Origin of the sequence: Nocardioides taihuensis (genome assembly GCF_042657275.1) — a bacterium.
In the GTDB taxonomy this organism is placed as follows: domain Bacteria; phylum Actinomycetota; class Actinomycetes; order Propionibacteriales; family Nocardioidaceae; genus Nocardioides; species Nocardioides taihuensis.
In genome coordinates this window covers 570,506-592,213 of sequence record NZ_JBHSKD010000027.1, presented here as the reverse complement: position 1 = coordinate 592,213, position 21,708 = coordinate 570,506, and the positions used below count along the sequence as shown (strand labels likewise).

Annotated in this window: 20 protein-coding genes; 14 read left to right on the top strand and 6 right to left on the bottom strand. The window is 74.2% G+C overall.

What is annotated here, in order from left to right; all coding sequences use genetic code 11:
* The first annotated feature begins 54 nt into the window (after positions 1 to 54).
* Positions 55 to 3,615: a chromosome segregation protein SMC gene (gene smc / locus ACFPGP_RS20810; protein ID WP_378593041.1), complete on the top strand. Its 3,561-nt coding sequence runs from the start codon at positions 55 to 57 to the stop codon at positions 3,613 to 3,615.
* Here the strand turns inward: smc and ACFPGP_RS20805 are convergent.
* Positions 3,581 to 4,201, bottom strand: a complete 621-nt coding sequence (locus tag ACFPGP_RS20805; RefSeq protein ID WP_378593039.1) for a hypothetical protein — start codon at positions 4,199 to 4,201, stop codon at positions 3,581 to 3,583. The two genes, smc and ACFPGP_RS20805, sit on opposite strands and share 35 nt — an antisense overlap.
* Positions 4,202 to 4,328: 127 nt before the next feature.
* Here ACFPGP_RS20805 and ACFPGP_RS20800 point away from each other — a divergent pair, with 127 nt between their 5' ends.
* The 6 genes from ACFPGP_RS20800 to ACFPGP_RS20775 all read left to right on the top strand — a co-directional run bounded on the left by ACFPGP_RS20800 (position 4,329) and on the right by ACFPGP_RS20775 (position 10,358).
* The gene (locus tag ACFPGP_RS20800; RefSeq protein ID WP_378593038.1) at positions 4,329 to 4,784 is read left to right on the top strand and encodes an acyl-CoA thioesterase; all 456 of its coding nucleotides are present in this window, start codon (positions 4,329 to 4,331) and stop codon (positions 4,782 to 4,784) included.
* Positions 4,785 to 4,851: 67 nt separating this feature from the next.
* Positions 4,852 to 5,046 (top strand): hypothetical protein, encoded by a 195-nt coding sequence (locus ACFPGP_RS20795; protein WP_378593036.1) that lies wholly within the window; start codon positions 4,852 to 4,854, stop codon positions 5,044 to 5,046.
* Between the two features lie 19 nt (positions 5,047 to 5,065).
* Positions 5,066 to 6,214 carry a signal recognition particle-docking protein FtsY gene (gene ftsY / locus ACFPGP_RS20790; protein WP_378593034.1) on the top strand — a complete coding sequence of 383 codons (1,149 nt, stop codon included), beginning with the start codon at positions 5,066 to 5,068 and terminating at the stop codon, positions 6,212 to 6,214.
* A 179-nt stretch (positions 6,215 to 6,393) separates the two neighbouring features.
* Positions 6,394 to 7,716 carry an ammonium transporter gene (locus tag ACFPGP_RS20785; RefSeq protein WP_378593033.1) on the top strand — a complete coding sequence of 441 codons (1,323 nt, stop codon included), beginning with the start codon at positions 6,394 to 6,396 and terminating at the stop codon, positions 7,714 to 7,716.
* Positions 7,713 to 8,051, top strand: coding sequence for a P-II family nitrogen regulator (locus ACFPGP_RS20780; protein WP_378593032.1), 339 nt, complete (start codon positions 7,713 to 7,715; stop codon positions 8,049 to 8,051). The genes ACFPGP_RS20785 and ACFPGP_RS20780 overlap by 4 nt, the downstream gene beginning before the upstream one ends.
* Before the next feature lie 93 nt (positions 8,052 to 8,144).
* Complete coding sequence (locus ACFPGP_RS20775; protein WP_378593030.1) at positions 8,145 to 10,358, top strand: [protein-PII] uridylyltransferase; 2,214 nt, start codon at positions 8,145 to 8,147, stop codon at positions 10,356 to 10,358.
* Here the strand turns inward: ACFPGP_RS20775 and ACFPGP_RS20770 are convergent.
* Complete coding sequence (locus tag ACFPGP_RS20770; RefSeq protein WP_378593029.1) at positions 10,345 to 10,620, bottom strand: hypothetical protein; 276 nt, start codon at positions 10,618 to 10,620, stop codon at positions 10,345 to 10,347. The genes ACFPGP_RS20775 and ACFPGP_RS20770 overlap by 14 nt on opposite strands.
* A 70-nt stretch (positions 10,621 to 10,690) precedes the next feature.
* Between ACFPGP_RS20770 and ffh the strand changes: the two genes are divergently transcribed.
* On the top strand, positions 10,691 to 12,268 hold the full coding sequence (gene ffh / locus ACFPGP_RS20765; protein WP_378593027.1) for a signal recognition particle protein: 1,578 nt from the start codon (positions 10,691 to 10,693) through the stop codon (positions 12,266 to 12,268).
* Positions 12,265 to 12,642, top strand: coding sequence for a hypothetical protein (locus tag ACFPGP_RS20760; protein WP_378593025.1), 378 nt, complete (start codon positions 12,265 to 12,267; stop codon positions 12,640 to 12,642). The genes ffh and ACFPGP_RS20760 overlap by 4 nt, the downstream gene beginning before the upstream one ends.
* 6 nt (positions 12,643 to 12,648) lie before the next feature.
* On the opposite strand, the gene ACFPGP_RS20755 is transcribed toward ACFPGP_RS20760, so the two are convergent.
* Positions 12,649 to 13,824, bottom strand: a complete 1,176-nt coding sequence (locus ACFPGP_RS20755; RefSeq protein WP_378593024.1) for an ROK family transcriptional regulator — start codon at positions 13,822 to 13,824, stop codon at positions 12,649 to 12,651.
* Positions 13,825 to 14,007: 183 nt separating this feature from the next.
* Here ACFPGP_RS20755 and ACFPGP_RS20750 point away from each other — a divergent pair, with 183 nt between their 5' ends.
* Entirely contained in the window at positions 14,008 to 16,044 is a 2,037-nt protein-coding gene (locus tag ACFPGP_RS20750; protein WP_378593022.1) for a glycoside hydrolase family 3 protein, read from the top strand.
* Between the two features lie 45 nt (positions 16,045 to 16,089).
* Here ACFPGP_RS20750 and ACFPGP_RS20745 read toward each other — a convergent pair whose 3' ends face one another.
* Both ACFPGP_RS20745 and ACFPGP_RS20740 read right to left on the bottom strand, forming a co-directional pair.
* Positions 16,090 to 17,148, bottom strand: coding sequence for an alpha/beta fold hydrolase (locus tag ACFPGP_RS20745; protein WP_378593021.1), 1,059 nt, complete (start codon positions 17,146 to 17,148; stop codon positions 16,090 to 16,092).
* A 63-nt stretch (positions 17,149 to 17,211) separates the two neighbouring features.
* Positions 17,212 to 18,360, bottom strand: coding sequence for a class I SAM-dependent methyltransferase (locus ACFPGP_RS20740; RefSeq protein ID WP_378593019.1), 1,149 nt, complete (start codon positions 18,358 to 18,360; stop codon positions 17,212 to 17,214).
* A 168-nt stretch (positions 18,361 to 18,528) separates the two neighbouring features.
* Here ACFPGP_RS20740 and ACFPGP_RS20735 point away from each other — a divergent pair, with 168 nt between their 5' ends.
* Together ACFPGP_RS20735 and ACFPGP_RS20730 are read left to right on the top strand one after the other, a co-directional pair.
* Positions 18,529 to 19,602 carry an amidohydrolase family protein gene (locus tag ACFPGP_RS20735; RefSeq protein WP_378593017.1) on the top strand — a complete coding sequence of 358 codons (1,074 nt, stop codon included), beginning with the start codon at positions 18,529 to 18,531 and terminating at the stop codon, positions 19,600 to 19,602.
* The gene (locus ACFPGP_RS20730) at positions 19,599 to 19,973 is read left to right on the top strand and encodes a VOC family protein (protein WP_378593015.1); all 375 of its coding nucleotides are present in this window, start codon (positions 19,599 to 19,601) and stop codon (positions 19,971 to 19,973) included. The genes ACFPGP_RS20735 and ACFPGP_RS20730 overlap by 4 nt, the downstream gene beginning before the upstream one ends.
* Here the strand turns inward: ACFPGP_RS20730 and ACFPGP_RS20725 are convergent.
* On the bottom strand, positions 19,963 to 20,619 hold the full coding sequence (locus ACFPGP_RS20725) for a hypothetical protein (RefSeq protein ID WP_378593013.1): 657 nt from the start codon (positions 20,617 to 20,619) through the stop codon (positions 19,963 to 19,965). The genes ACFPGP_RS20730 and ACFPGP_RS20725 overlap by 11 nt on opposite strands.
* Before the next feature lie 206 nt (positions 20,620 to 20,825).
* Here ACFPGP_RS20725 and rpsP point away from each other — a divergent pair, with 206 nt between their 5' ends.
* Together rpsP and ACFPGP_RS20715 are read left to right on the top strand one after the other, a co-directional pair.
* Positions 20,826 to 21,395 carry a 30S ribosomal protein S16 gene (gene rpsP / locus ACFPGP_RS20720; RefSeq protein WP_378593011.1) on the top strand — a complete coding sequence of 190 codons (570 nt, stop codon included), beginning with the start codon at positions 20,826 to 20,828 and terminating at the stop codon, positions 21,393 to 21,395.
* A gap of 5 nt (positions 21,396 to 21,400) precedes the next feature.
* On the top strand, positions 21,401 to 21,643 hold the full coding sequence (locus ACFPGP_RS20715) for an RNA-binding protein (protein WP_378593573.1): 243 nt from the start codon (positions 21,401 to 21,403) through the stop codon (positions 21,641 to 21,643).
* Positions 21,644 to 21,708: the final 65 nt, after the last annotated feature.

Genomic DNA, 21,708 nt, shown 5'->3' with positions numbered 1-21,708 from the left:
CCGCTGAGCTTCCCCACGTTTCAGTACCTGTTCGTCGTTGGTGAGGAGCCCGCGTTGTACCTGAAGAGCCTGACCCTGAAGGGGTTCAAGTCCTTCGCCTCCTCGACCACCCTGCAGCTCGAGCCGGGCATCACCTGCATCGTCGGGCCGAACGGGTCGGGCAAGTCCAACGTGGTCGACGCGCTCGCCTGGGTGATGGGCGAGCAGGGTGCCAAGTCGCTGCGCGGCGGCAAGATGGAGGACGTCATCTTCGCCGGCACCTCCGGCCGCCCGCCGCTGGGCCGCGCCGAGGTGCTGCTCACCATCGACAACTCCGACGGTGCGCTGCCGATCGAGTACGCCGAGGTCACGATCAGCCGGACCATGTTCCGCTCCGGCGGCTCGGAGTACGCGATCAACGGCAACCCCTGCCGCCTGCTCGACGTGCAGGAGCTGCTCTCCGACTCCGGCATCGGCCGCGAGATGCACGTGATCGTCGGGCAGGGCCAGCTCGACACGATCCTGCACGCGACGCCGGAGGACCGGCGCGGCTTCATCGAGGAGGCCGCGGGCGTCCTCAAGCACCGCAAGCGCAAGGAGAAGGCGCTCCGCAAGCTCGACTCCACCGAGGGCAACCTGACCCGGCTGGGTGACCTGCTGAGCGAGATCCGGCGGCAGCTCAAGCCGCTCGGACGCCAGGCCGAGGTGGCCCGTCAGGCCGCGACCGTGCAGGCGGACGTGCGAGACGCCCGGGCGCGGCTGATGGCCGACGACCTGGTGCAGGCGCGCACGGCGCTGGAGCAGGAGCTCGCCGACGAGACGATCCTGGTCGAGCGGCGCTCGGAGGTGGAGGCCGCGATCGCCGCCGCCCGCGACACCGAGGCGCGGCTCGAGGCGGCGCTGCGCGAGGACCTGCCCGCGCTGTCCCGGGCGCAGGACACGTGGTTCTCGCTGAGCGGGCTGCGCGAGCGGCTGCGCGGCACCGCGTCGCTGGCCGCCGAGCGCGTCCGCAACGCCGGCGCGGTCGAGGAGGTCGTCGACACCGGCCGCGACCCCGACGAGCTGGAGGCCGAGGCGGCCCGGGTGCGCGAGCAGGAGCAGGCGATCTCGGCCGAGGTCGACCAGCACCGCACCGCGCTCGAGCAGGCCGTCGTGGCCCGGCGCGCCGCGGAGGACGCCGCGGCCGAGGAGGAGCGCCGGGTGGCCGCCCTGGTCCGCGCCGCCGCCGACCGGCGCGAGGGCCTGGCCCGGCTGCACGGCCAGGTGAACGCGCTGCGCTCGCGGGCGCGCGCGGCCGACGAGGAGGTCGGCCGGCTGGGCGACGCGCGCCAGGAGGCGCAGGCCCGGGCCGACCGCGCCCAGCGCGACTTCACCGCCCTCGAGACCCGGATCGCCGGCCTCGACGCCGGGGAGGAGGGGCTCGACGCCGAGCACGAAGCCGCCAGCGCGGTCCTCGACGACCTCGAGGAGCGGCTGATCAAGCTGCGCGAGGAGCAGCAGCAGGCCGAGCGTGACCGCGCCTCGCTGATCGCCCGTCGCGACGCCCTGCAGCTCGGCCTCAACCGCAAGGACGGCGCCGGCGCGCTGCTCGCCGCCTCCGACCGGGTGTCCGGCCTGCTCGGGTCGGTCGCCGCGCTGCTGTCGGTGCGCTCGGGCTACGAGACGGCCGTCGCCGGCGCGCTCGGCTCGGCCGCGGACGCCGTCGTGGTGCGCGACAGCGAGGCCGCCGTCGCGGCGATCGCCCACCTCAAGCTCGACGACCTCGGCCGCGCGGGGCTGCTGCTCGGCGGCGGTCCCGGCTCCGACGACCGTGCGGACACCGGCTGGCCCGGCCTGCCCGGCCACGCGTCGTACGCCGTGGACGCGGTGGAGTGCCCGGCCGACCTGCGCGGCGCCGTCGCGCGGCTGCTGCACAAGGTCGCGGTGGTCGACGACCTCGCTGCGGCCCGGGCACTGGTGGCCGAGCTGCCCGACGTGACGGCGGTGACGCGCGAGGGCGACGTGCTCGGCGCCCACTTCGCCTCCGGCGGTTCGTCGAGCCAGCCGTCGCTGATCGAGGTGCAGGCCGCGGTCGACGAGGCCGAGACCATGCTCGCCGAGGCCGTGGCGAGCACCGAGCGGCTCGGCTTCGACATCTCGCGCCTCGAGGCCGAGCGGCTCGAGGCCCAGCAGCGGGTCGACGTGGCGCTGGCGAAGCTGCACGAGTCCGACGCGACGCTGGCGGCCGTGGCCGAGGAGCTCGGACAGTACGGCTCGCAGGCCCGCTCGGCCCGGGCCGAGGCCGAGCGCATCGCCCAGGCGATCGCCAACGCCGAGGAGGCCCGCGACCGCGACCTGGCCGGGCTCGCCGAGCTCGAGGCTCGGCTGACCGCCGCGGAGGAGTCGCCCGAGGAGGAGCCGGACACCTCCGAGCAGGAGCGCCTGGTCGCCGCGGCCCGGGACAGCCGCCAGGCCGAGATGGACGCTCGGCTCGGGCTGCGCACCGCCGAGGAGCGGGCGCGCGCGCTGCACGGCCGGGCCGACGCGCTGACCCGGGCGGCGACCGCCGAGCGGGAGAACCGTGCCCGCGCGATCGAGCGCCGCGAGCGGCTGCTCCGCGAGGGTCGTGCCGCCGAGGCGGTCGGCGTGGCCGTCGGCGTCGTCCTCGGCCGGCTCGAGGTGTCGCTGCACCTGGCCACGGAGGCCCGCGCCGCGGTCGAGGCGGCCCGGCAGGGCCGCGAGCAGGACCTGATGGCGGTCCGCACCCGCCTGCGCGACCTCGCCCGCGAGCACGACGAGCTGGTCAACTCCGTCCACCGCGACGAGATGGCCCGCACCCAGCAGCGGATGCGGATCGAGCAGCTCGAGGAGCGCGCGCTCGAGGAGCTGGGGCTCGACGTCGACGCGCTGGTCGCGGAGTACGGGCCCGACCAGCTCGTTCCCCACTCCGGCCAGCTCGAGGAGGGTGCCGAGGAGCCCGAGCCGGCGCCGTACGTCCGCGAGGAGCAGCAGAAGCGGCTGCGCGCCGCGGAGCGCGCGCTGTCGATGCTGGGCCGGGTCAATCCGCTCGCGCTCGAGGAGTTCTCGGCGATGGAGGAGCGGCACAAGTTCCTCACCGAGCAGCTCGAGGACCTCAAGCAGACCCGCAAGGACCTCCTCGACATCGTCCGCGAGGTCGACTCGCGCGTGGAGGAGGTCTTCACCGCGGCGTACGCCGACGTGAGCAAGGCCTTCGACGCGACCTTCGCCCGGCTCTTCCCGGGCGGCGAGGGCCGCCTCGTGCTCACCGACCCCGGCGACATGCTCGCCACCGGCGTCGAGGTCGAGGCGCGCCCGCCCGGCAAGAAGGTCAAGCGGCTGTCGCTGCTCTCCGGCGGCGAGCGCTCGCTCGTCGCGGTGGCCTTCCTGGTGGCGCTGTTCAAGGCCCGGCCCTCGCCGTTCTACATCCTCGACGAGGTCGAGGCGGCGCTCGACGACACCAACCTCGGCCGCCTGCTGGAGATCTACGAGGAGCTGCGCGAGAACTCCCAGCTGCTGGTGATCACCCACCAGAAGCGGACCATGGAGGTCGGCGACGCCCTCTACGGCGTGACCATGCGCGGCGACGGTGTCACGACGGTGATCAGCCAGCGGTTGCGCGAGGCCGAGCCGGCCTGACCGGGCGCAGGTGCCGTGGCGGCACCGGACCGAGCACCGGCAGGCCGGTCGTCCGGCGGTGCCCCATCGGCGCGCTCCAGCGGCACCGCCAGAAGAGCAGCGGCTCGCCGGGCCCGGCCGGGACGCGGGTGTCGCTGAAGGCGTCGAACCAGTCGCCGGGCTCAGCGAGCTCGAACGTCGTGGCCTCCGGGGTGTGCCGGCCGTCGATGACCTCGGCCCCGCCCAGCACGAACCCCGCCACGGTCGCGACCAGGGGCACGGGCCCGGTCGAGCGCATGACGAGCAGGACGAGCACCCGGGAGAACGCCAGCCGCCACGGGCCCGAGGCCAGCTCTCGCCAGGCGCCCGGCTCGGCGCCGCGTGGGTCGACGCGCGCCAGCAGCACCCCGTCACCGCAGGCCGGCGGCAGCGGCGTCTCCTCCGTGACCAGCGGGCGGTCGCGCAGCGCGGCGACCGCTGCCGCGTCGTACAGCACCGACCGGCCGCGACGGTGACCCGGCCCGGCGAGGCCGGAGGCGAGCAGACGGGTGGTCTGGGACTGGCCGAGACCCAGGATCTCGCCCACCTCGCGACCGCTCACGTCCATGCCGGGACCGTAGGCCTGGCCGCCGACAGGGGTGGTGTCCTGCACTGGAGCGATAGGTGCACATGCACCTATCGCTCCAGCGCAGCCGGGCACCCCCTCGGCAGGCCGGCTCTGGCACCATGCTCCGGTGACCGACGCCAGCGCGCCCCGCCCACCGCGCCCCACGCGTGCCGACTTCGTGCACTGGGAGCGGGTGACCACCCGCTGGGCCGACATCGACGTCTACGGCCACATGAACAACGCGCGGTACTTCGAGCTGATCGACACCGTGGTCAACAACCACCTCGCGGAGGCGATCGGCCGCGACGTCCGCGGGCTCGACGCGATCGGGGTCGTGGCCGAGGTGTCGTGCCGCTACTTCGCGGAGGTCGGCTACCCCGATCCCGTCGACGTGGGAGTCGTCGTGGACCGCGTGGGCCGCTCCTCGGTGGTCTACCGGGTGGGCCTGTTCCAGGGCGAGGAGTACGCCGCGGCCGAGGGCCGTTTCGTGCACGTCTACGTCGACAACAGCGACCCCGCGCGCCCCGTCGTGGAGATGCCGGACGAGGTGCGACGCGCCGTGGAGCCGCTGCTCGGTGGCTGACGCCGGTGTGCGAGAGTGGAGGAAGACCGGCTCGTCCGCCCACCTTCCTCGGGAGAGTGCTTTCCTGGTGTTGCTCCTCATCCTGGCCATGCTGGCGATCATCGTCGTGGCCGTCCTCGTGGTGACCTACGTGGCCTACCCGCACCGCGGCGAGGAAGTGCCGGGAGCGCCCTGGCTCGGCGAGGCCATGACCAGGGGCGTCGACTCCCTCCCGACCCTCGAGGACGACGAGGTCGAGCACCACCACCGCAACGCGTCCTGACGCGCTGCCCTCTGGTTGGATGAACGCCATGGGTGACTGGCTCTACCTCGTCATCGGCATCGCCGTCCTCGCGGTCGTCCTGGTCGCGGGTCTGCTCACGGTCGGCAAGCGCCGCCGTCCGCCGACCCCTCCGCCGACCCCGTCGGTCGAGGCGCCGCCGTCGGTCGGGCCTGTCGAGACCACGGCCCCTCCGTCGGTCGAGGCACCGCCGTCGGTCGAGCACGTCGAGACCACGGCCCCCACGCTCGAGCGCCCCGAGAGCACCGCCACCCGCCTGACCCGCCTGCGCCAGCGTCTCGCCGGCTCGCAGGGCGCGTTGGGTCGCGGGCTGCTCTCGCTGCTCAGCCGCGACCGCCTCGACGAGGACACCTGGGAGTCGATCGAGGACACCCTCCTCGCCGCCGACGTCGGCGTGGCCCCGACCCAGGAGCTGGTCGAGCACCTGCGCACCCGCCTGCGCGTGGAGGGCGAGGCCGACCCCCGGGCCGTGCTCCGCGAGGAGCTGGTCAACCTCGTCGGCCCCGACCTCGACCGGCGGCTGCACGTCACCGGCGAGGACGGCAAGCCCGGCGTCGTGCTGGTGGTCGGCGTGAACGGCGCCGGCAAGACCACCACCGTGGGCAAGCTGGCGCGGATCCTCGTCGCCGAGGACCGCTCGGTGGTGCTCGGCGCGGCCGACACGTTCCGCGCCGCCGCGGTCGAGCAGCTCACGACCTGGGGTGAGCGGGTGGGCGTCGAGGTCGTCCGCGGCCCGGAGGGCACCGACCCGGCCAGCGTCGCCTTCGAGGCGGTCAAGGAGGGCATGGTGCACGGCGTCGACACCGTCGTCGTCGACACCGCCGGCCGCCTGCAGAACAAGGCCGGCCTCATGGACGAGCTCGGCAAGGTCAAGCGCGTCATCGAGAAGCAGGCACCGGTCACCGAGGTCCTGCTCGTCCTCGACGCCACCACCGGCCAGAACGGCATGATCCAGGCCCGGGTGTTCAGCGAGGTCGTCGACGTCACCGGCATCGTGCTCACCAAGCTCGACGGCTCCGCCAAGGGCGGCATCGTCGTCGCCGTGCAGCGCGAGCTCGGCGTCCCGGTCAAGCTCGTCGGCCTCGGCGAGGGGGCCGACGACCTCGCCCCCTTCGACGCGGGCGCCTTCGTCGACGCCCTCCTCGGCTGACAGCCCGCCGGCGTTCACAGTCCCGTAACAAACGCCGGGAACTCGTTTCCTGACCGCAACACGCGACGGCGTACGTCGAAACCTCCGCGGCCGAGAGTGATCGGCACGTGGGGCGGACGCGGGTCGACAGCGTGGTCGGCGGCGTCGACGCCCTCCCGAGACTGCTCCCTGGAGGTCCTGTGGACGGCTATTACGCCTTCATGATCGTCGCCACGCTGCTCGTGCTGATGATGACGACGCCCGCACTGGCGTTGTTCTACGGCGGCATGACGCGGTCCAAGTCCGTGCTGAACATGATGATGATGTCCTACATCGCGATGGGCATCGTCGGCATCGTCTACGTGCTGTGGGGCTGGTCGGAGTCCTTCAGCGACGGCTTCAGCGGCGACGGCAAGCTCTTCGCGAACCCCTTCGACCAGTTCGGGCTCGACGGGGTCACGACCGACAACTACATCTTCGTGATGTTCCAGCTCACCTTCGCGGTGATCACCGCGGCGCTGATCAGCGGTGCGATCGCGGACCGGGTCAAGCTGTCGGCGTGGGTCGTGTTCCTGCCGCTGTGGGTGACGCTGTCGTACTTCCCGCTGGCCCACATGGTCTTCGGTGGCGGCCTCATCGGCGGCAGGATCGGCGCCCAGGACTACGCCGGCGGGACCGCGGTCCACATCAACGCCGGTGTCGCCGGCCTCGTGCTGGCGCTGCTGATCGGACGACGCATCGGTTGGCCGAGGGACCCCGCCCGGCCGCACAACCTGACGCTGACCATGCTCGGCGCGGGCCTGCTGTGGGTCGGCTGGTACGGCTTCAACGTCGGCTCGATCGTCCTCACCCCCGAGTCGCTCGCCGACGAGGGCGCCCTCACCTCGCAGTTCATCAGCGAGACCGGCCGCACCTTCGCGAACACCACGCTCGCCACCATGGCCGCGATGCTCGCCTGGCTGCTCGCCGAGCGGATCATGCACGGCAAGGCGACCACGCTCGGCGCCGCGTCGGGCATCGTGGCCGGCCTGGTCGCGATCACCCCGGCCTGCGGGGCGGTCGACATCTCCGGCGCGATCGCGATCGGTGCCATCGCCGGCGCGGCCTGCGCCTGGGCGGTGGGCCTGAAGTACAAGCTCAAGATGGACGACTCGCTCGACGTGGTGGGCGTCCACCTCGTCGGCGGCATCGTCGGCACGATCCTGATCGGGTTCTTCTCGACCTCGGAGGGTGCCGGCGGCATCGACGGGCTCTTCTACGGCGGCGGCTTCGGCTCGCTGGCCGACCAGACCCTCGGCGTGCTGGTGGCCGTCGCCTGGTCGGGCTTCTTCACCCTGCTCGTCGGCCTGGCCATCAAGTACACGATGGGCTGGCGGATCGACGGGGAGGACGAGGTGGACGGCATCGACCTCGCCCAGCACGGGGAATCGGCCTACGACCTGCACACTGGTGTCGGCAGCAGCGGCAGCACCGGTGTGCTCGCCCCCAAGCCGGTCACCGTCACGGAAGGAGCGAACGCGTGAAGCTCGTCACCGCGGTGATCAAGCCGCACAAGTGGGAGGACGTCCGCGAGGCCCTCGAGACCTTCGGCGTCACCGGGATGACCGTCTCGGAGGTCAGCGGCTACGGCCGGCAGAAGGGCCACACGGAGGTCTACCGCGGGGCGGAGTACGACATCGCCCTCGTGCCCAAGATCCGGATCGAGATCGTGGTGGACGACGCCGACGTCGATGATGTGGTCGGGATCGTGGTCAAGACCGCGCAGACCGGACGGATCGGCGACGGCAAGGTCTGGGTCAGCCCCGTCGACACGGTGGTGCGCGTGCGCACCGGCGACAAGGACGAGGCCGCCCTCTGACGCCGGACCAGTGAAGGGCGTGCGGCCGCGGCCGTCGGTCGAGCAAGTCGAGACCACGGTCGCGGCCGTTCGCCGTGCCCACCAGGAGGACCGATGACCGCTGCCGAGCGGCAGCGCCGCACCGACGAGGCGGACCGCCTCTGCGCCGAGGCGTACGCCGGGTGCGGCGGGCCCGACACGGGGGTGGCGCTGGTGGCGGTCGGCGGCTACGGGCGGCGCGAGCTGGCGCCGTACTCCGACCTCGACGTGGTGCTGGTGCACGCCGACGGCGTCGATCCGGGGCCGTTGGCGGAGCAGGTCTGGTACCCGCTCTGGGACGCCGCCCGGCTCGACCACGCGGTGCGCAGCCTCGACCAGATGGTCGCCGCGGCCGCAGGAGACCTCAAGGTGGCGCTCGGGCTGCTCGACGTGCGCCACCTGGTCGGCGACCCGAACCTCACCCTGCGCCTGCGCGGGGCCGTGCTCACGGCGTGGCGCCGCGACGCCCGCGACCGGCTGCCGGCGCTGCGCGAGCTGGTGCGCTCCCGCCACGACCTGCTCGGGGAGCTGGCGCACCTGTCGGTCCCGGACCTCAAGGAGGCCGAGGGCGGCCTGCGCGACGCGACCGTGCTGAAGGCGCTGGTCGCGAGCTGGCTGGTGGACGTCGCCCACGGCGACCTCGAGCGCAGCCGGCAGGCCCTGCTCGACGTCCGCGACGTGCTGCAGGGCGTGGCCGGCCGGCCCACCGACCGGATCGCGCCCGAGGTCTGGGACGACCTGGCCGCCGGGCTCGGGCTCCCCGACGCGGCGGCCGCGCAGCGCCACGTGCGCGAGCACGGCCGGCGGATCGGGCACCTGTCGCGCCTGACCTGGCGACGGGTCGACGCCGTCGTCTCCCGTCCCGTACGACGTGGCCCGCGACGCCCGGAGCTGGTGCCGGTGGCTCCGGGCGTGGCGCTCTCGCGAGGCGAGGTGGTGCTCGACGGCACCGTCCGCCCCGAGGACGAGCCGCTGCTTCTCCTCGAGGCGGCCGTGGCGGCCGCGGAGCGCGACGTCGTGCTGGCGCCGGCCACGGCCGCCCGGCTGGTGCACGACGGCGCGTCCCTCCCCGAGCCCTGGCCGCCGCCGGCGCGCCAGCTGCTGGTGCGCCTGCTCGCCTCCGGCCGCGGCCTGCTCGGGGTGTGGGAGACCCTCGACGAGACCGGTGCGCTGCACCACCTGCTGCCCGAGTGGGAGCGGATCCGGCTGCTGCCGCACGCCAGCCCCATCCACCGGTTCACCGTCGACCGGCACGTGGTGGAGACCTGCATCGAGGCCTCGGCCCTGATCCGGCAGGTCGCCCGCCCCGACGTGCTCATGGTTGCCGCCCTGCTGCACGACATCGGCAAGGGCGGGCTGAGCGCACACAGCGTCGAGGGCGAGCCGATCGCGCGCCGGATCGCCGAGCGCACCGGCTTCGACGCCTCGGCCGTCGACCTGGTCGGCACCCTCGTGCGCTGGCACCTGCTGCTCGCCGAGACCGCGACCACCCGCGACCCCGACGACCCCGCGACGGCGGCCGCCGTGGTGGAGCGGCTCGGGGACCCGGCAGCCCTCGACCTGCTGGTGGCGCTGACCGAGGCCGACGCCCGGGCCACCTCCGCCAAGGCGTGGTCGACGTGGCGCTCCGGACTGGTCCGGACCCTCGAGCGCCGGGTGGCGGCGGCGTTCGTGGGCAGCCCTGCCGTGGCTCCGGAGGTCATCCCGGACGACGTGGCGGTGCCGCGCACGGCGCGCCGCGGCGGGATCGCGCTCGAGGTGGTGCCGGGCGACGACGGGTCGACCGTGACCGTCGTGGCCCCCGACCGGGTCGGCCTGCTCGCTGACGCCGCCGCGGTGTTCGCCCTGCAGCGCGCCTCCGTGCGCGCGGCCCGCGCCTGGAGCCAGGGGGAGTACGGCGTGTCGGTGTGGGACGTCGCGGAGACCCACCTCGACCCCGCGGTCCTGCGGCAGCGGTTCGAAGCGATCGCCGAGGGGCGGCTCGACGCCACGGCCCGGCTGCGTCCGGCGGACGCCGGGGTGCTCGCGCCGACCGTCGTCGTCCGGCCCGAGGCCTCGCACCACGCGACGGTGCTCGAGGTGCGCGCCGCCGACCGCCCCGGCGTCGTCCACCTCGTCTGCGCCGCGCTCGCGCGGCTCGACCTGACCGTCCGCTCGGCCCACGTCGACACGCTCGGCCCGCAGGCGGTCGACGTCTTCTACGTGCAGGAGAACGCCGCCGGCGGGCTCTCCGACAGCCGGGCGGCCGAGGCCGCGCACGCGGTCCGCGACGCCCTCAGCGGAGCCTGATCCGGGCCGTACCGCGCTGCAGGTCGACCTGCGAGCGCTGCTCGTCGTCGTCGGGGGAGGGCACGACGGCGCCCATGTGCCGGCGGCTGGCGAGGTCGCGGTCGGCTCGCGCCCGGGCCGGGTCGAAGACGTCGATGAAGCTGCCGAGCGCGTCCGCCGTCCCGGACGTGCCGGACCGCGGGGCCATGAGCGACCGGTGGCCAGCCCAGAGGGCGAGTCCGAGCACGGCGACGCCGGCGAGGAGGAACACGACGGGTTCCATTTCAACAGCGTAGGGGTCGCCGACTAGGGTGAGGGGGTCCACCTGACTCCCGGCCCGTAGGACGACGCACTTGTTCGCCACTCTCTCCGACCGCCTCGCCGACACCTTCAAGAACCTCCGGGGCAAGGGCCGGCTCTCCGAGGCCGACATCGACGCCACCGCGCGCGAGATCCGGATCGCGCTGCTCGAGGCCGACGTCGCGCTGCCGGTCGTCAAGGAGTTCGTGGCCGCCGTCAAGGAGCGCGCCCGCAGCGAGGAAGTCAGCCAGGCGCTGAACCCCGCGCAGCAGATCGTGAAGATCGTCCACGACGAGCTGGTCGAGATCCTCGGCGGCGAGACGCGGCGCCTGCGCTACGCCAAGTCCGGGCCCACCGTCATCCTGCTCGCCGGCCTCCAGGGCGCGGGCAAGACCACGCTCGCCGCGAAGCTCGCCCACTGGCTCAAGGAGCAGGGCAAGTCGCCCCTGCTTGTCGCCGCCGACCTCCAGCGCCCCAACGCGGTCAACCAGCTGCAGGTGAACGGCGAGCGCGCCGGCGTCACGGTCTTCGCACCCGAGCCGGGCAACGGCGTCGGCGACCCGGTCGCGGTCGCCCGCGGGGGCGTCGAGGAGGCGAAGCGCACGCTGCACGACGTCGTCGTCGTCGACACCGCTGGTCGACTCGGCGTCGACGCCGAGATGATGCAGCAGGCCGCCGACATCCGCGACGCCGTCCAGCCCGACGAGGTGCTGTTCGTCGTCGACGCGATGATCGGCCAGGACGCCGTCACCACCGCCCAGGCCTTCCTCGACGGCGTGGGCTTCGACGGCGTCGTCCTCACCAAGCTCGACGGCGACGCGCGCGGCGGCGCGGCGCTCTCGATCCGCTCGGTGACCGGACGGCCGGTGATGTTCGCCTCGGCGGGCGAGAAGGTCACCGACTTCGACCTCTTCCACCCCGACCGGATGGCCTCGCGGATCCTCGACATGGGTGACGTGATGACCCTGATCGAGCAGGCCGAGAAGACCTTCGACCAGGAGCAGGCCGCCAAGGCTGCGGCCAAGCTCACCGGTCAGGGCGGCGAGTTCACCCTCGACGACTTCCTCGAGCAGATGCAGCAGGTGCGCAAGCTCGGCTCGATGTCGAAGATCATGGGGATGCTGCCCGGGATGGGGCAGTTCCGCGAGCAGCTCGAGAACTTCGATGAGCGCGAGATCGACCGCATCCAGGCAGTCATCCAGTCGATGACCCCGGCGGAGCGGGCCAACCCCAAGATCATCGACGGCTCGCGCCGCGCGCGCATCGCCCGCGGCTCCGGGCGCCAGGTCTCGGACGTCAACCAGCTCGTCGACCGGTTCTTCGAGGCCCGGAAGATGATGATGCAGATGGCCAAGGGCGGCGGCCTGGCCGGTGTCCCCGGCATGCCGGGCCTCCCGATGGGTGGCAAGCGGGGCAAGTCCAAGCAGCAGCCGAAGAAGGGCAAGGGGCGCCGGGTCTCGGGCAACCCCGCCAAGGCCGCGCAGGAGAAGGCCGCCCTGCAGAAGGCAGCCCAGGAGAAGGCGGCCTCGGCCAACCCGTTCGGCACGCCGAAGGGCGAGGAGGGCGTGGACTACGAGCAGGCGGCCGCCGCGCTCGACCTGCCGAAGGACTTCTCCAAGTTCCTGAAGTGAGCCACACCCTCGTGGTCGACGCCGCCAACGTCGTGGGCGCCCGCCCCGACGGCTGGTGGAAGGACCGGGCCGGCGCGGCTCGCCGGCTCCACGAGGGCCTGGTGACCGCCGACCTGCCGCACGACCGGATCGTGCTGGTGCTCGAGGGCGCGGCCAAGGGCGGGCCGCGGCCGGGTCGCGACGGGCACGTGCAGACCGTCCACGCGCCCGGCGCGGGGGACGACACGATCGTGGCCCAGGCGCGGCGGGCGGTCGAGGCCGGTGACCGCGTCACCGTGGTCACCGCGGACCGGCTGCTGCGCGGCAGGGTCGAGGCGGTCGGCGCCCGGACCGCCGGTCCGCAGTGGCTCCTCGACGAGATCGACGGGGGCTGACCCGCCTCAGCCGTGCGCCTCGGCGCCGTGCCGGGCCAGCGCGAGGGCGACCGCGCCCACGACCTCGGCCGACTCGCCGAGCGACCCCGCCAGCACCCGCACGGCCGCAGCGGTGTCGGGCTGGGAGAACCGGTCGAGCGAGGTACGCACGCCCTCGGCCAGCGCAGGGGAGGCGCCGAGGGGCCCGCCCAGCACCACGGCCTCGGGGTTGAGGCTGTTGCCGAGGTCGGCCAGCGCCCTCCCGACCACGCGCCCGGCGTCGCTGAGGATCCGGCGCACCCCGGCGTCGCCGGCCGCCTCGAGCGCGAGCACCCGCTCGAGCGTGAGCACGTCGTCGTACGCCGGCTGGAGCAGGGCCAGCAGCCGCGGCGTGGCGACGAGCGTCTCGAGGCAGCCGCGGTTGCCGCACCGGCACACGTGGCCTCCCTCGTCGATCTGGACGTGGCCGAGCTCCCCGGCGGCTCCGGTGGCGCCGCGGTGCAGCCGTCCGCCGAGCACGATCCCCGCGCCGACGCCACTGGCGATCTTGACGAACACCACGTCGGACAGCCCCACGGCCGCACCCCGGCTGAGCTCGCCCAGTGCCCCGAGGTTGGCGTCGTTGTCCGCGACGGCGGGGACGCCGAGCCGGCGCTCGAGCTCGGCGCCGGGGGAGAGGCCGCGCCAGCCGGACAGGATCCCGGTCCGGATCCGGGCCGAGCGCCGGTCGACGGGCGCGGGGACGCACATGCCCACGGCGCGCAGCTGGTCGCGCGCGATCCCGGCTGCCCGCAGCGTGGTGCGCACCATGGTCGCCGCGCGGTCCAGGGTCTGCGGGCCGTGCTGGTCGACGTCGACCGGTTCGCGCACCTCGCCCAGGGTCGCTCCGCTGCCGTCGGCGACCACGACGTGCACGTGGTGGTGGCCCACGTCCACGCCGGCCACGACGCCCGACGGCGTGGCCAGGGCGACCAGCAGCGGCGGCCGGCCGCTCCCGCCCTTGTGGGGACGCCCGCGGTCGGTGGTCGCGACGACGGCGCCCGAGGCGACCAGGTCGCTCACGAGGGTGCTCACCGTGGTGCGTGACAGGCCGGTGCGGCGGGCCAGGTCGGCACGGCTCATCGGCCCGCCGGCGGCCAGTGCCGCGGTGATGGCCCGGCGGTTCTGCTCGCGCAGCCGTTCCAGGGATCCCGAGATCGCCATGCTCCGGGAGCGTAGGGCCATTCGTCCGGGACTCGCACTAATGATCGGCCGCACGGCGGTCCTTCCTCATTGACCCGGAGGTTTCGGCGTTCCTACGTTGGCGAAGGGCACCGTCCGGCGCCCCCCGGGGCCCGACCCCATGCGCGGCTCCGGCTTCTTGACTCGGCAAGGAGACACCACGTCATGCCCAGCAACCCCTGCCCACGCTCGCCGCGGCGCCGCCGCCGCGCCGCACTCGGGTCCCTCGCGGCCGTGCTGGCCGCCGGCCTCGTGCCGCTCGCCACCGTCGCGACGGCCCCGGGCGCCGCGACCGCCGCGTCCGCTCCGCAGGCCGACCGCCGCCTGCCCTACCAGGACCCGCGCCTGTCCACGGCCGCGCGCGTCGACGACCTGCTCGGCCGGATGACGCTGGCCGAGAAGGTCGGCCAGATGACCCAGGCCGAGCGGGCGGACATCGACGCCGACCCCGCGCAGATCACCGAGTACGGGCTCGGCAGCGTGCTGTCGGGCGGCGGCTCGGTGCCCGACCCCAACACCCCCGAGGCGTGGGCCGACATGGTCGACCGCTACCAGCGGGCCGCCCTCGACACCCGGCTCGGCATTCCGCTGATCTACGGCGTCGACTCGGTGCACGGCCACGGCAACCTCCAGGGCGCCACCGTCTTCCCGCACAACATCGGGCTCGGCGCCACCCGCGACCCGCGCCTGGTGGAGCGGATCGCACACATCACCGCGGAGGAGACCCGGGCCACCGGGCCGCAGTGGGCGTTCGCGCCGTGCGTGTGCGTGGCGCGCGACGACCGGTGGGGCCGCACCTACGAGAGCTTCGGCGAGACGCCGGAGCTGGTGATCCGCATGGAGACGGCGATCGACGGGCTGCAGGGTCGCCCCGGCCAGCTCGACCGGCCGGACCGGGTGCTCGCCACCGCCAAGCACTTCGCGGGCGACGGGCTGACCTCGTACGACGAGTCGAAGGCCGGCACCGGCGCCTACCCGATCGACCAGGGCGTCGACCAGGTCAGCCGCGAGGAGTACGCCGATCTCGCGCTCGCGCCGTACTGGCCGGCCGTGCAGGAGCACCACGTCGGCAGCGTGATGCCGTCGTTCAGCAGCGTCGACTGGACCGAGGACGGCCTGGGCAACCCCGTCAAGATGCACGGCAACCACGAGCTGATCACCGACGTGCTCAAGGGCGAGATGGGCTTCGACGGCATCGTCGTGTCCGACTGGCAGGGACTCCGGCAGCTGCCCGGCACCTACGCCGACCAGGTCGAGACCTCGGTGAACGCCGGCGTCGACATGTTCATGGAGCCGTACTCCGGCAGCAGCACCGGCTACCCGCAGTTCACCGAGACCCTCACGCAGCTGGTGCAGGACGGACGGGTCAGCCACGCCCGCATCGACGACGCCGTCTCGCGGATCCTGACCGCGAAGTTCGAGCTCGGCCTGTTCGAGCACCCGATGACCGACCGCCGGTTCATCGACCAGGTCGGCAGCACGGCCCACCACCGGGTCGCCCGGCGGGCCGCCGCGGAGAGCCAGGTGCTCCTGCGCAACGAGCACCGCACGCTGCCGCTGCGGTCGTCGCAGGACGTCTACGTCGCGGGCAGCAACGCCGACAACATCGGCAACCAGGCCGGCGGCTGGACGCTCACGTGGCAGGGCGGCTCCACCAACGTGATCCCGGGGACCACCATCCTCGACGGCATCGAGTCGGCCGCGTCCGGTGACGTCACGTTCAGCGAGGACGCCAGCGAGCCGGTCCCGGCCGGAGCCGCCGGCGTGGTCGTCGTCGGTGAGACGCCGTACGCCGAGGGGTTCGGTGACGTGGGCGGCCCGCAGTGGGCCTACGACCCGGGCGACCACGGGGTGGCGCGGCCGGCGAAGACGATGCAGCTCTCCGAGGCCGACACCCGCGCGGTGGAGACGGTCTGCGCGGAGGCGGCGTCGTGCACCGTCCTCGTCGTGTCCGGCCGCCCGATGGAGATCTCGCCCGACCTCCTCGGTCAGATCGACGCCCTGGTGGCGTCGTGGCTGCCGGGCAGCGAGGGGTCGGGTGTCGTCGACGTGCTCTTCGGCCGGCAGCCCTTCACCGGCCGGCTGCCCGTCACCTGGCCGCGGACCGTGGAGCAGGAGCCGATCAACGTCGGGGACGCCGACTACGACCCGCTCTACCCCTACGGGTTCGGCCTGCGCACGCACGGGCACGCGCACCGCTGACCCAGACGCCGGCCCGCTGCCCCGGCCGGGGTGGCGGGCCGGCGGTCAGAGCAGGTCGTGGTCGACCGCCCACGCGGCGGCCGCGGCCCGGGTGGGCACGTCGAGCCGGGTGCGGATGTTGGCGACGTGCCGGTGCACCGTGTGCACGCTCAGCACCAGCTGCCGGGCGATCTCGGCGTCGGTGCAGCCGCGGGCGACCAGCCGCAGCACCTCGACCTCGCGGTCCGACAGCGTGGTCTCCGCTTCCCGAGGACGGGCGGCGACCGCTGCCGGGTCGCGTCCGGTGAGGAACAGGTCGACGGCGGTCGCCACGGAGGTGCTGTCACCCCGCCAGGGAAAGTGGTCGTCGCCGGCCAGCTCCACGAAGGTCGAGCGCCGCAGCCGGTCGGCGAGGTCGCGGCCGAGCGCGAAGGGGATCGCCCGGTCCCCGCGTCGGTGCAGCACCAGGGTCGGGGCCTGCACCCCGGCGAGGCGGTCGGTGGCGTCGAGGGCGTAGACCGTGCGCAGTGCCTCGGCCGCCATCTCGCGCGAGGCCGAGCGGCGCTGGAAGCGCGCGAACGCGTCGCGCTCCCGCGGGGTCGCCCCCGGCAGGAAGACGTCGGCGAGCACGCGTGAGCCGAGGCCCCAGTGGGCCTGCACGAGCTCGACCATCGAGTCGCGGGCCGCCGGCGAGGCGATGTCGGCGCCGCGCGCGTAACCGCCGTACAGGACGAGACGGTCGACGCGGTCGGGCGCGGTCGCGGCGTACGCCGCCGCGACCGGGCACCCGGACGACGCGCCCAGCAGGTGCACCTGCCCGACGCCGAGCTGGTCGACGACGTGGTCGACGACCCCGGCCAGGACACCGGCCTGGTCGTCGAGGTCCGCCGGCACGGCACCGGCGCGGTCGGAGAGGCCGGCTCCCGGACGGTCGAAGCGGACCACCCGGCAGCGTCGGGCGAGCAGCCCGACGAAGTGCCGGAAGGTCGGGTCCTCCCAGTCGAGCTCGAGGTGGCTCGACCACCAGCCGCCGATCACGAGCACGGGGCCGGTGCCGACCGAGGACCAGGCCACCGCACGGCCTCCGACGGAGGCGTGGCGGACGACCTGGTCCTCGGGGTGCACGCGTCGCAGTCTAGGAACGAGGTGTGCGGTCCGGCCCCCCATTTCCGGGGCTCTGGGCGCCACTCAGCCCAGCCGGTAGAACCGCCAGAACGGGTGCTCGACCGGCAGCACCTCGGGCCGCCCGAACCCGGCGGACTCGGCCCACGAGGTCATGGTGTGGCCACGGAGCACGGTGCCGTTGACCACGCTGTCGGACTCCGCCCAGGTCGCCGGCAGGCAGTGCAGCACGCTCATCGCGAGCTGGCGGCGCTCGTTCTCGTCGGCAGGCGCGGCCTTGCTGTCCTCGCCGTGCTCGTCGGCGACCAGCACGGCACCGCCGGCGGCGAGCAGGGCCCGGAACCCGGCCAGTGCCCGCACCGGCTCGCCCATGTCGTGCAGGGCCTGGAACACCGTCACCAGCGTCACCGGCTCCTCCGTGAGCTCGTGGAGGAGGTCGGGCTCGGCGGCGTTGGCGCGCCACACGCTGACGCGTCCCTCGAGGCCGGCTCGGGCAACGTGGTCGCGCGCGGCCCTGACCGAGTCGACGTCGAGGTCGACGGCCACGACCCGGGCGTTCGGGAAGGCACGGGCCAGCCCGATGCTCGACCAGCCCTCGCCGCACCCCGCGTCGAGGATGACGCCGCCGGACTCGAGCCGGGCCGCGACGTCGGGCAGCTGTGCCACCCAGTCGCTGATGCCGAGCGCGAATCCCGGGCGGTTGAGCTCGGCGATGCCGAAGCGCAGCTCGTGGCCGAAGTCGGCGTACTCCACGCCGGTGCCGGTGGCGAACGCGTCGGCGACGGCCGGGAGCGACGCGGCCACGGCGCGTGCCAGCGGCGCGGCGCCGACGAGGTACGCCGGGCTGCCGGGGTCGAGCAGCACGGCCTGGTGGCCGGCCGGCAGCGCGAACAGCCGGGCTCCGGACAGGTCGTGGCCGACGACGTCGACGATGCCGGCGGCGGCCTGCTGGTCGAGCCACTCCAGCGCGTAGCGCGGGGCGATCGAGGCTGCGGCAGCGAGCTCGACCGCGGTGACGGCGCCGCTGCCGGCGAGCACGGGGTAGAGGCCGAGGCGTCGGCCCAGCTCGACGGTGAACAGCTCGACGGCCCCGCTGAACTGGTCGAGCAGGCGCAGGGCGAGCTCCTCGGCCCGCTCCGCGTCGGTGCGGTCCCCGGTGCCGGCGGAGCCGTGGTCGGTGCTGGTGTCGGCCTCGGTGATGAGGTCGGTGGACATGGTTCTTCTCCTTGCGGTGTGGTGGGCCGGCCGGCGGCCGGCTCCTCGGTCGTGCCTCACCAGTGCACCGCCGCCAGCCGGGCCGCCACATCGCCGGAACCGGCCAACCCCGGTGGCCGGATCCGGCCATCCACGACGGCCCCCGGACGGGCGATAACGTCGGGCGGCATGACGGCGCTGAGGTTCACCGGACCGGTCCTGCCCGACGGCGAGAGCCGCGACCTGTACGTCGTGGACGGGCGGGTGACCTACGAGCCCGTCGCCTCGGCCGAGCTGGTCGCGAGCGGCTGGATCGTGCCGGGCCTGGTCGACGCGCACTGCCACGTCGGGCTCGACGCGCACGGCGGGGTCGACGAGGCCACCTGCGAGGAGCAGGCGGTCGCCGACCGCGACGCCGGCGCGCTGCTGCTGCGCGACTGCGGGTCACCGGTCGACACCTCGTGGATCCACGACCGGGAGGACCTGCCCCGGCTGGTCCGCGCCGGCCGCCACATCGCGCGCACCCGGCGCTACATCCGGGACTACGCCCACGAGGTCGAGCCGGAGGACCTGGCCGCACACGTCGCGCAGGAGGCGCAGCGCGGCGACGGCTGGGTGAAGCTCGTCGGCGACTGGATCGACCGCGAGGTCGGCGACCTCGCGCCGTCGTTCCCCGCCGGGTCGTTCGCGGAGGCGATCGCCGTCGCCCACGCCCACGGCGCGCGCGTCACCGCCCACTGCTTCGGCGAGGACGTGCTGCCGGGGCTGATCGGGGCCGGCATCGACTGCATCGAGCACGGCACCGGCCTGTCGGTCGACCTGGTCGACGCCATGGTCGAGCACGGCACGGCGCTGGTGCCGACCGTCGTGCAGCTCGACAACTTCCCGCAGTACGCCGAGGCGGCGGCGGAGAAGTTCCCGGCGTACGCCCGGCACATGCTCGACCTGCACGCCCGCCGGCGCGACACGATCATGGCGGCGCACGAGGCCGGGGTGGCGATCTACGCCGGCACCGACGCGGGCGGCGTCCTCCCGCACGGCGGCATCGCCGGCGAGGTGCTCGAGCTCGCGGCGTACGGCATGAGCCCGGCCGACGCCCTGGGCGCGGCGAGCTGGAGGGCGCGGGCCTGGCTCGGCCACGACCCCGTCCTCGAGGAGGGGGCGCCCGCGGACTTCGTGGTGCTGCCGCGCGACCCGCTGGCCGACCTGACCGCCCTGCGCGAGCCGTCCCGGGTGGTGCTGCGCGGAAAGGTCGTGGCGTGACGCGGACCCCGATCCGCTGGACCACCGTCTGCCTCGACTGCCCCGACGCCCACGCCGCCGCGGAGTTCTACTGCCGCCTGCTGGGGTGGGAGACGACGGTCACCGAGCCCGACTGGGTGCTCGTGCGCGACCCGGCCGGCGGCGTCGGGCTCTCGTTCCAGTCCGAGGAGCAGTACGTCGCGCCGACCTGGCCCGAGGCACCGGGGGAGCAGCAGAAGATGATCCACCTCGAGGTCCTGGTCGACGACCTGCCGGCGGCCGTCGAGGCCGCGCTCGCCGCCGGTGGCCGGCTGGCCGACCACCAGCCCCGCGAGGACCTGCGGGTCGTGCTCGACCCCGCGGGCCACCCGCTCTGCCTCTTCACGCAGTGACGGCAGGCTGATCCGGCTCGTGTCGGGGGCGGCCGGTGGCGAACAGGATGCCGGTCACGACCAGGACGAGCAGCCCGGTGACGCCGAGCACCAGCGGCAGCAGGATGCCGAGCAGCAGGCCACCGACGAAGCCCTCGGTCGAGGGGACCACCCCGACGCGGACCCGCCCGCCGGGGAAGCCCTCGCAGGTGAGCGACAGGTCGCCGTCCCCGGTGTCGAAGCGCGAGACCGCGCGCCACTCGTTGTAGGTGAAGTCGCCCGAGACCGGCCGCTGGTCGATCACCGCCCCGGAGCCGTCGGTGATCTCGCAGCGGGCGGCGCTGCCGATCTCGCGGTAGAGCGCCCGCTCCTCGCCGGCGGGGAGGCTCACCGCGGTGGTGCTGCCGTCGGCCGGGACCACGGCGTCCTCCTGGGCCAGCGGGCGCAGCGTGAGGAACAGCGAGAGCGCGAACACCACGGGGGCCAGCACGACCAGCACGCCGCCGACGACGAACCACGCCACCGACGGGCGACGCCGGCGGGGCGTCGGGGGAGTCGGGTGGCCGGGCGGGTACGGCGTGGGCGCGCCGCCCCACGGCTGCCCGGGCGGGTACGGCTGCCCGGGCGGGTACGGCTGTCCGGGCTGGTCCGGCGGCAGCTGGCTCATGCTCGCCAGTTTCGCGTGCCCGGGCAGCCACCGGGCTGATTTCCGGCTCGTGGCCCCCGTCTGGCAGACTCTGCCAGCGAGTCCTGTCCTGCCCGGACCCTCTCACCCGGGCGGCGGCACGGCCCATCGAGGCCCCTCGGTCGGTGTTCCCCACCTGGTCCGAGGGCGCCCCACCACCACACGAGCGTCAAGGAGACACCACAGACGTGGCCGTCAAGATCCGTTTGAAGCGCCTGGGCAAGGTCCGGGTGCCGCAGTACCGCATCGTCGTCGTCGACTCGCGCAAGAAGCGCGACGGCAGGGTCCTCGAGGAGATCGGGAAGTACCACCCCAAGGAGGACCCCTCCTACATCTCCGTCGTCTCCGACCGGGCGCAGTACTGGCTCGGCGTCGGCGCGCAGCCCAGCGACGCGGTGGCCGCGATCCTCAAGATCACCGGCGACTGGCAGAAGTTCAAGGGCCTGCCGGGCGAGGAGGGCACCCTCCAGGTCGCCCCGGCCAAGCGCGACAAGATCGACGTCTTCAACGACGCGCTCAAGGACGCCCACAGCGAGGCCCGCGGCGAGGCCGTGACGAAGAAGTCGGCCGCCAAGAAGGCCGAGAAGGCCGAGGAGAAGCCGGCGGACGAGAAGCCCGCCGAGGAGAAGCCGGCCGAGGCCGCCGCCGAGGCCCCGGCCGAGGTGCCGGCCTCCGAGACCCCGGAGGGTGCGGCCGCCGAGGCCGAGACCGCCGAGGCCGCCGAGGTCGACGCCGAGAAGAAGTCCGAGGACGCCTGAGCATGATGCTCGCCGAGGCCCTCGAGCACCTGGTGCGCGGCGTCGTCGACCACCCGGACGACGTCTCCGTGCGCGACAAGCAGCTGCGCCGCGGCTCGCTCCTCGAGGTGCGGGTGCACCCCGACGACCTCGGCAAGGTGATCGGCCGCGGAGGTCGCACGGCGACCGCGTTCCGCACCGTGATCTCGGCGCTCGCCGGTCGCGGCGGGGCGCGGATCGACTTCGTCGACGTCGACCGCGGCCGCTGAGCCCAGCTCGTCCACCACGGGTGCCGTCCCCACCGGGGCCGGCACCCGTCGTGCATCCGGATGTC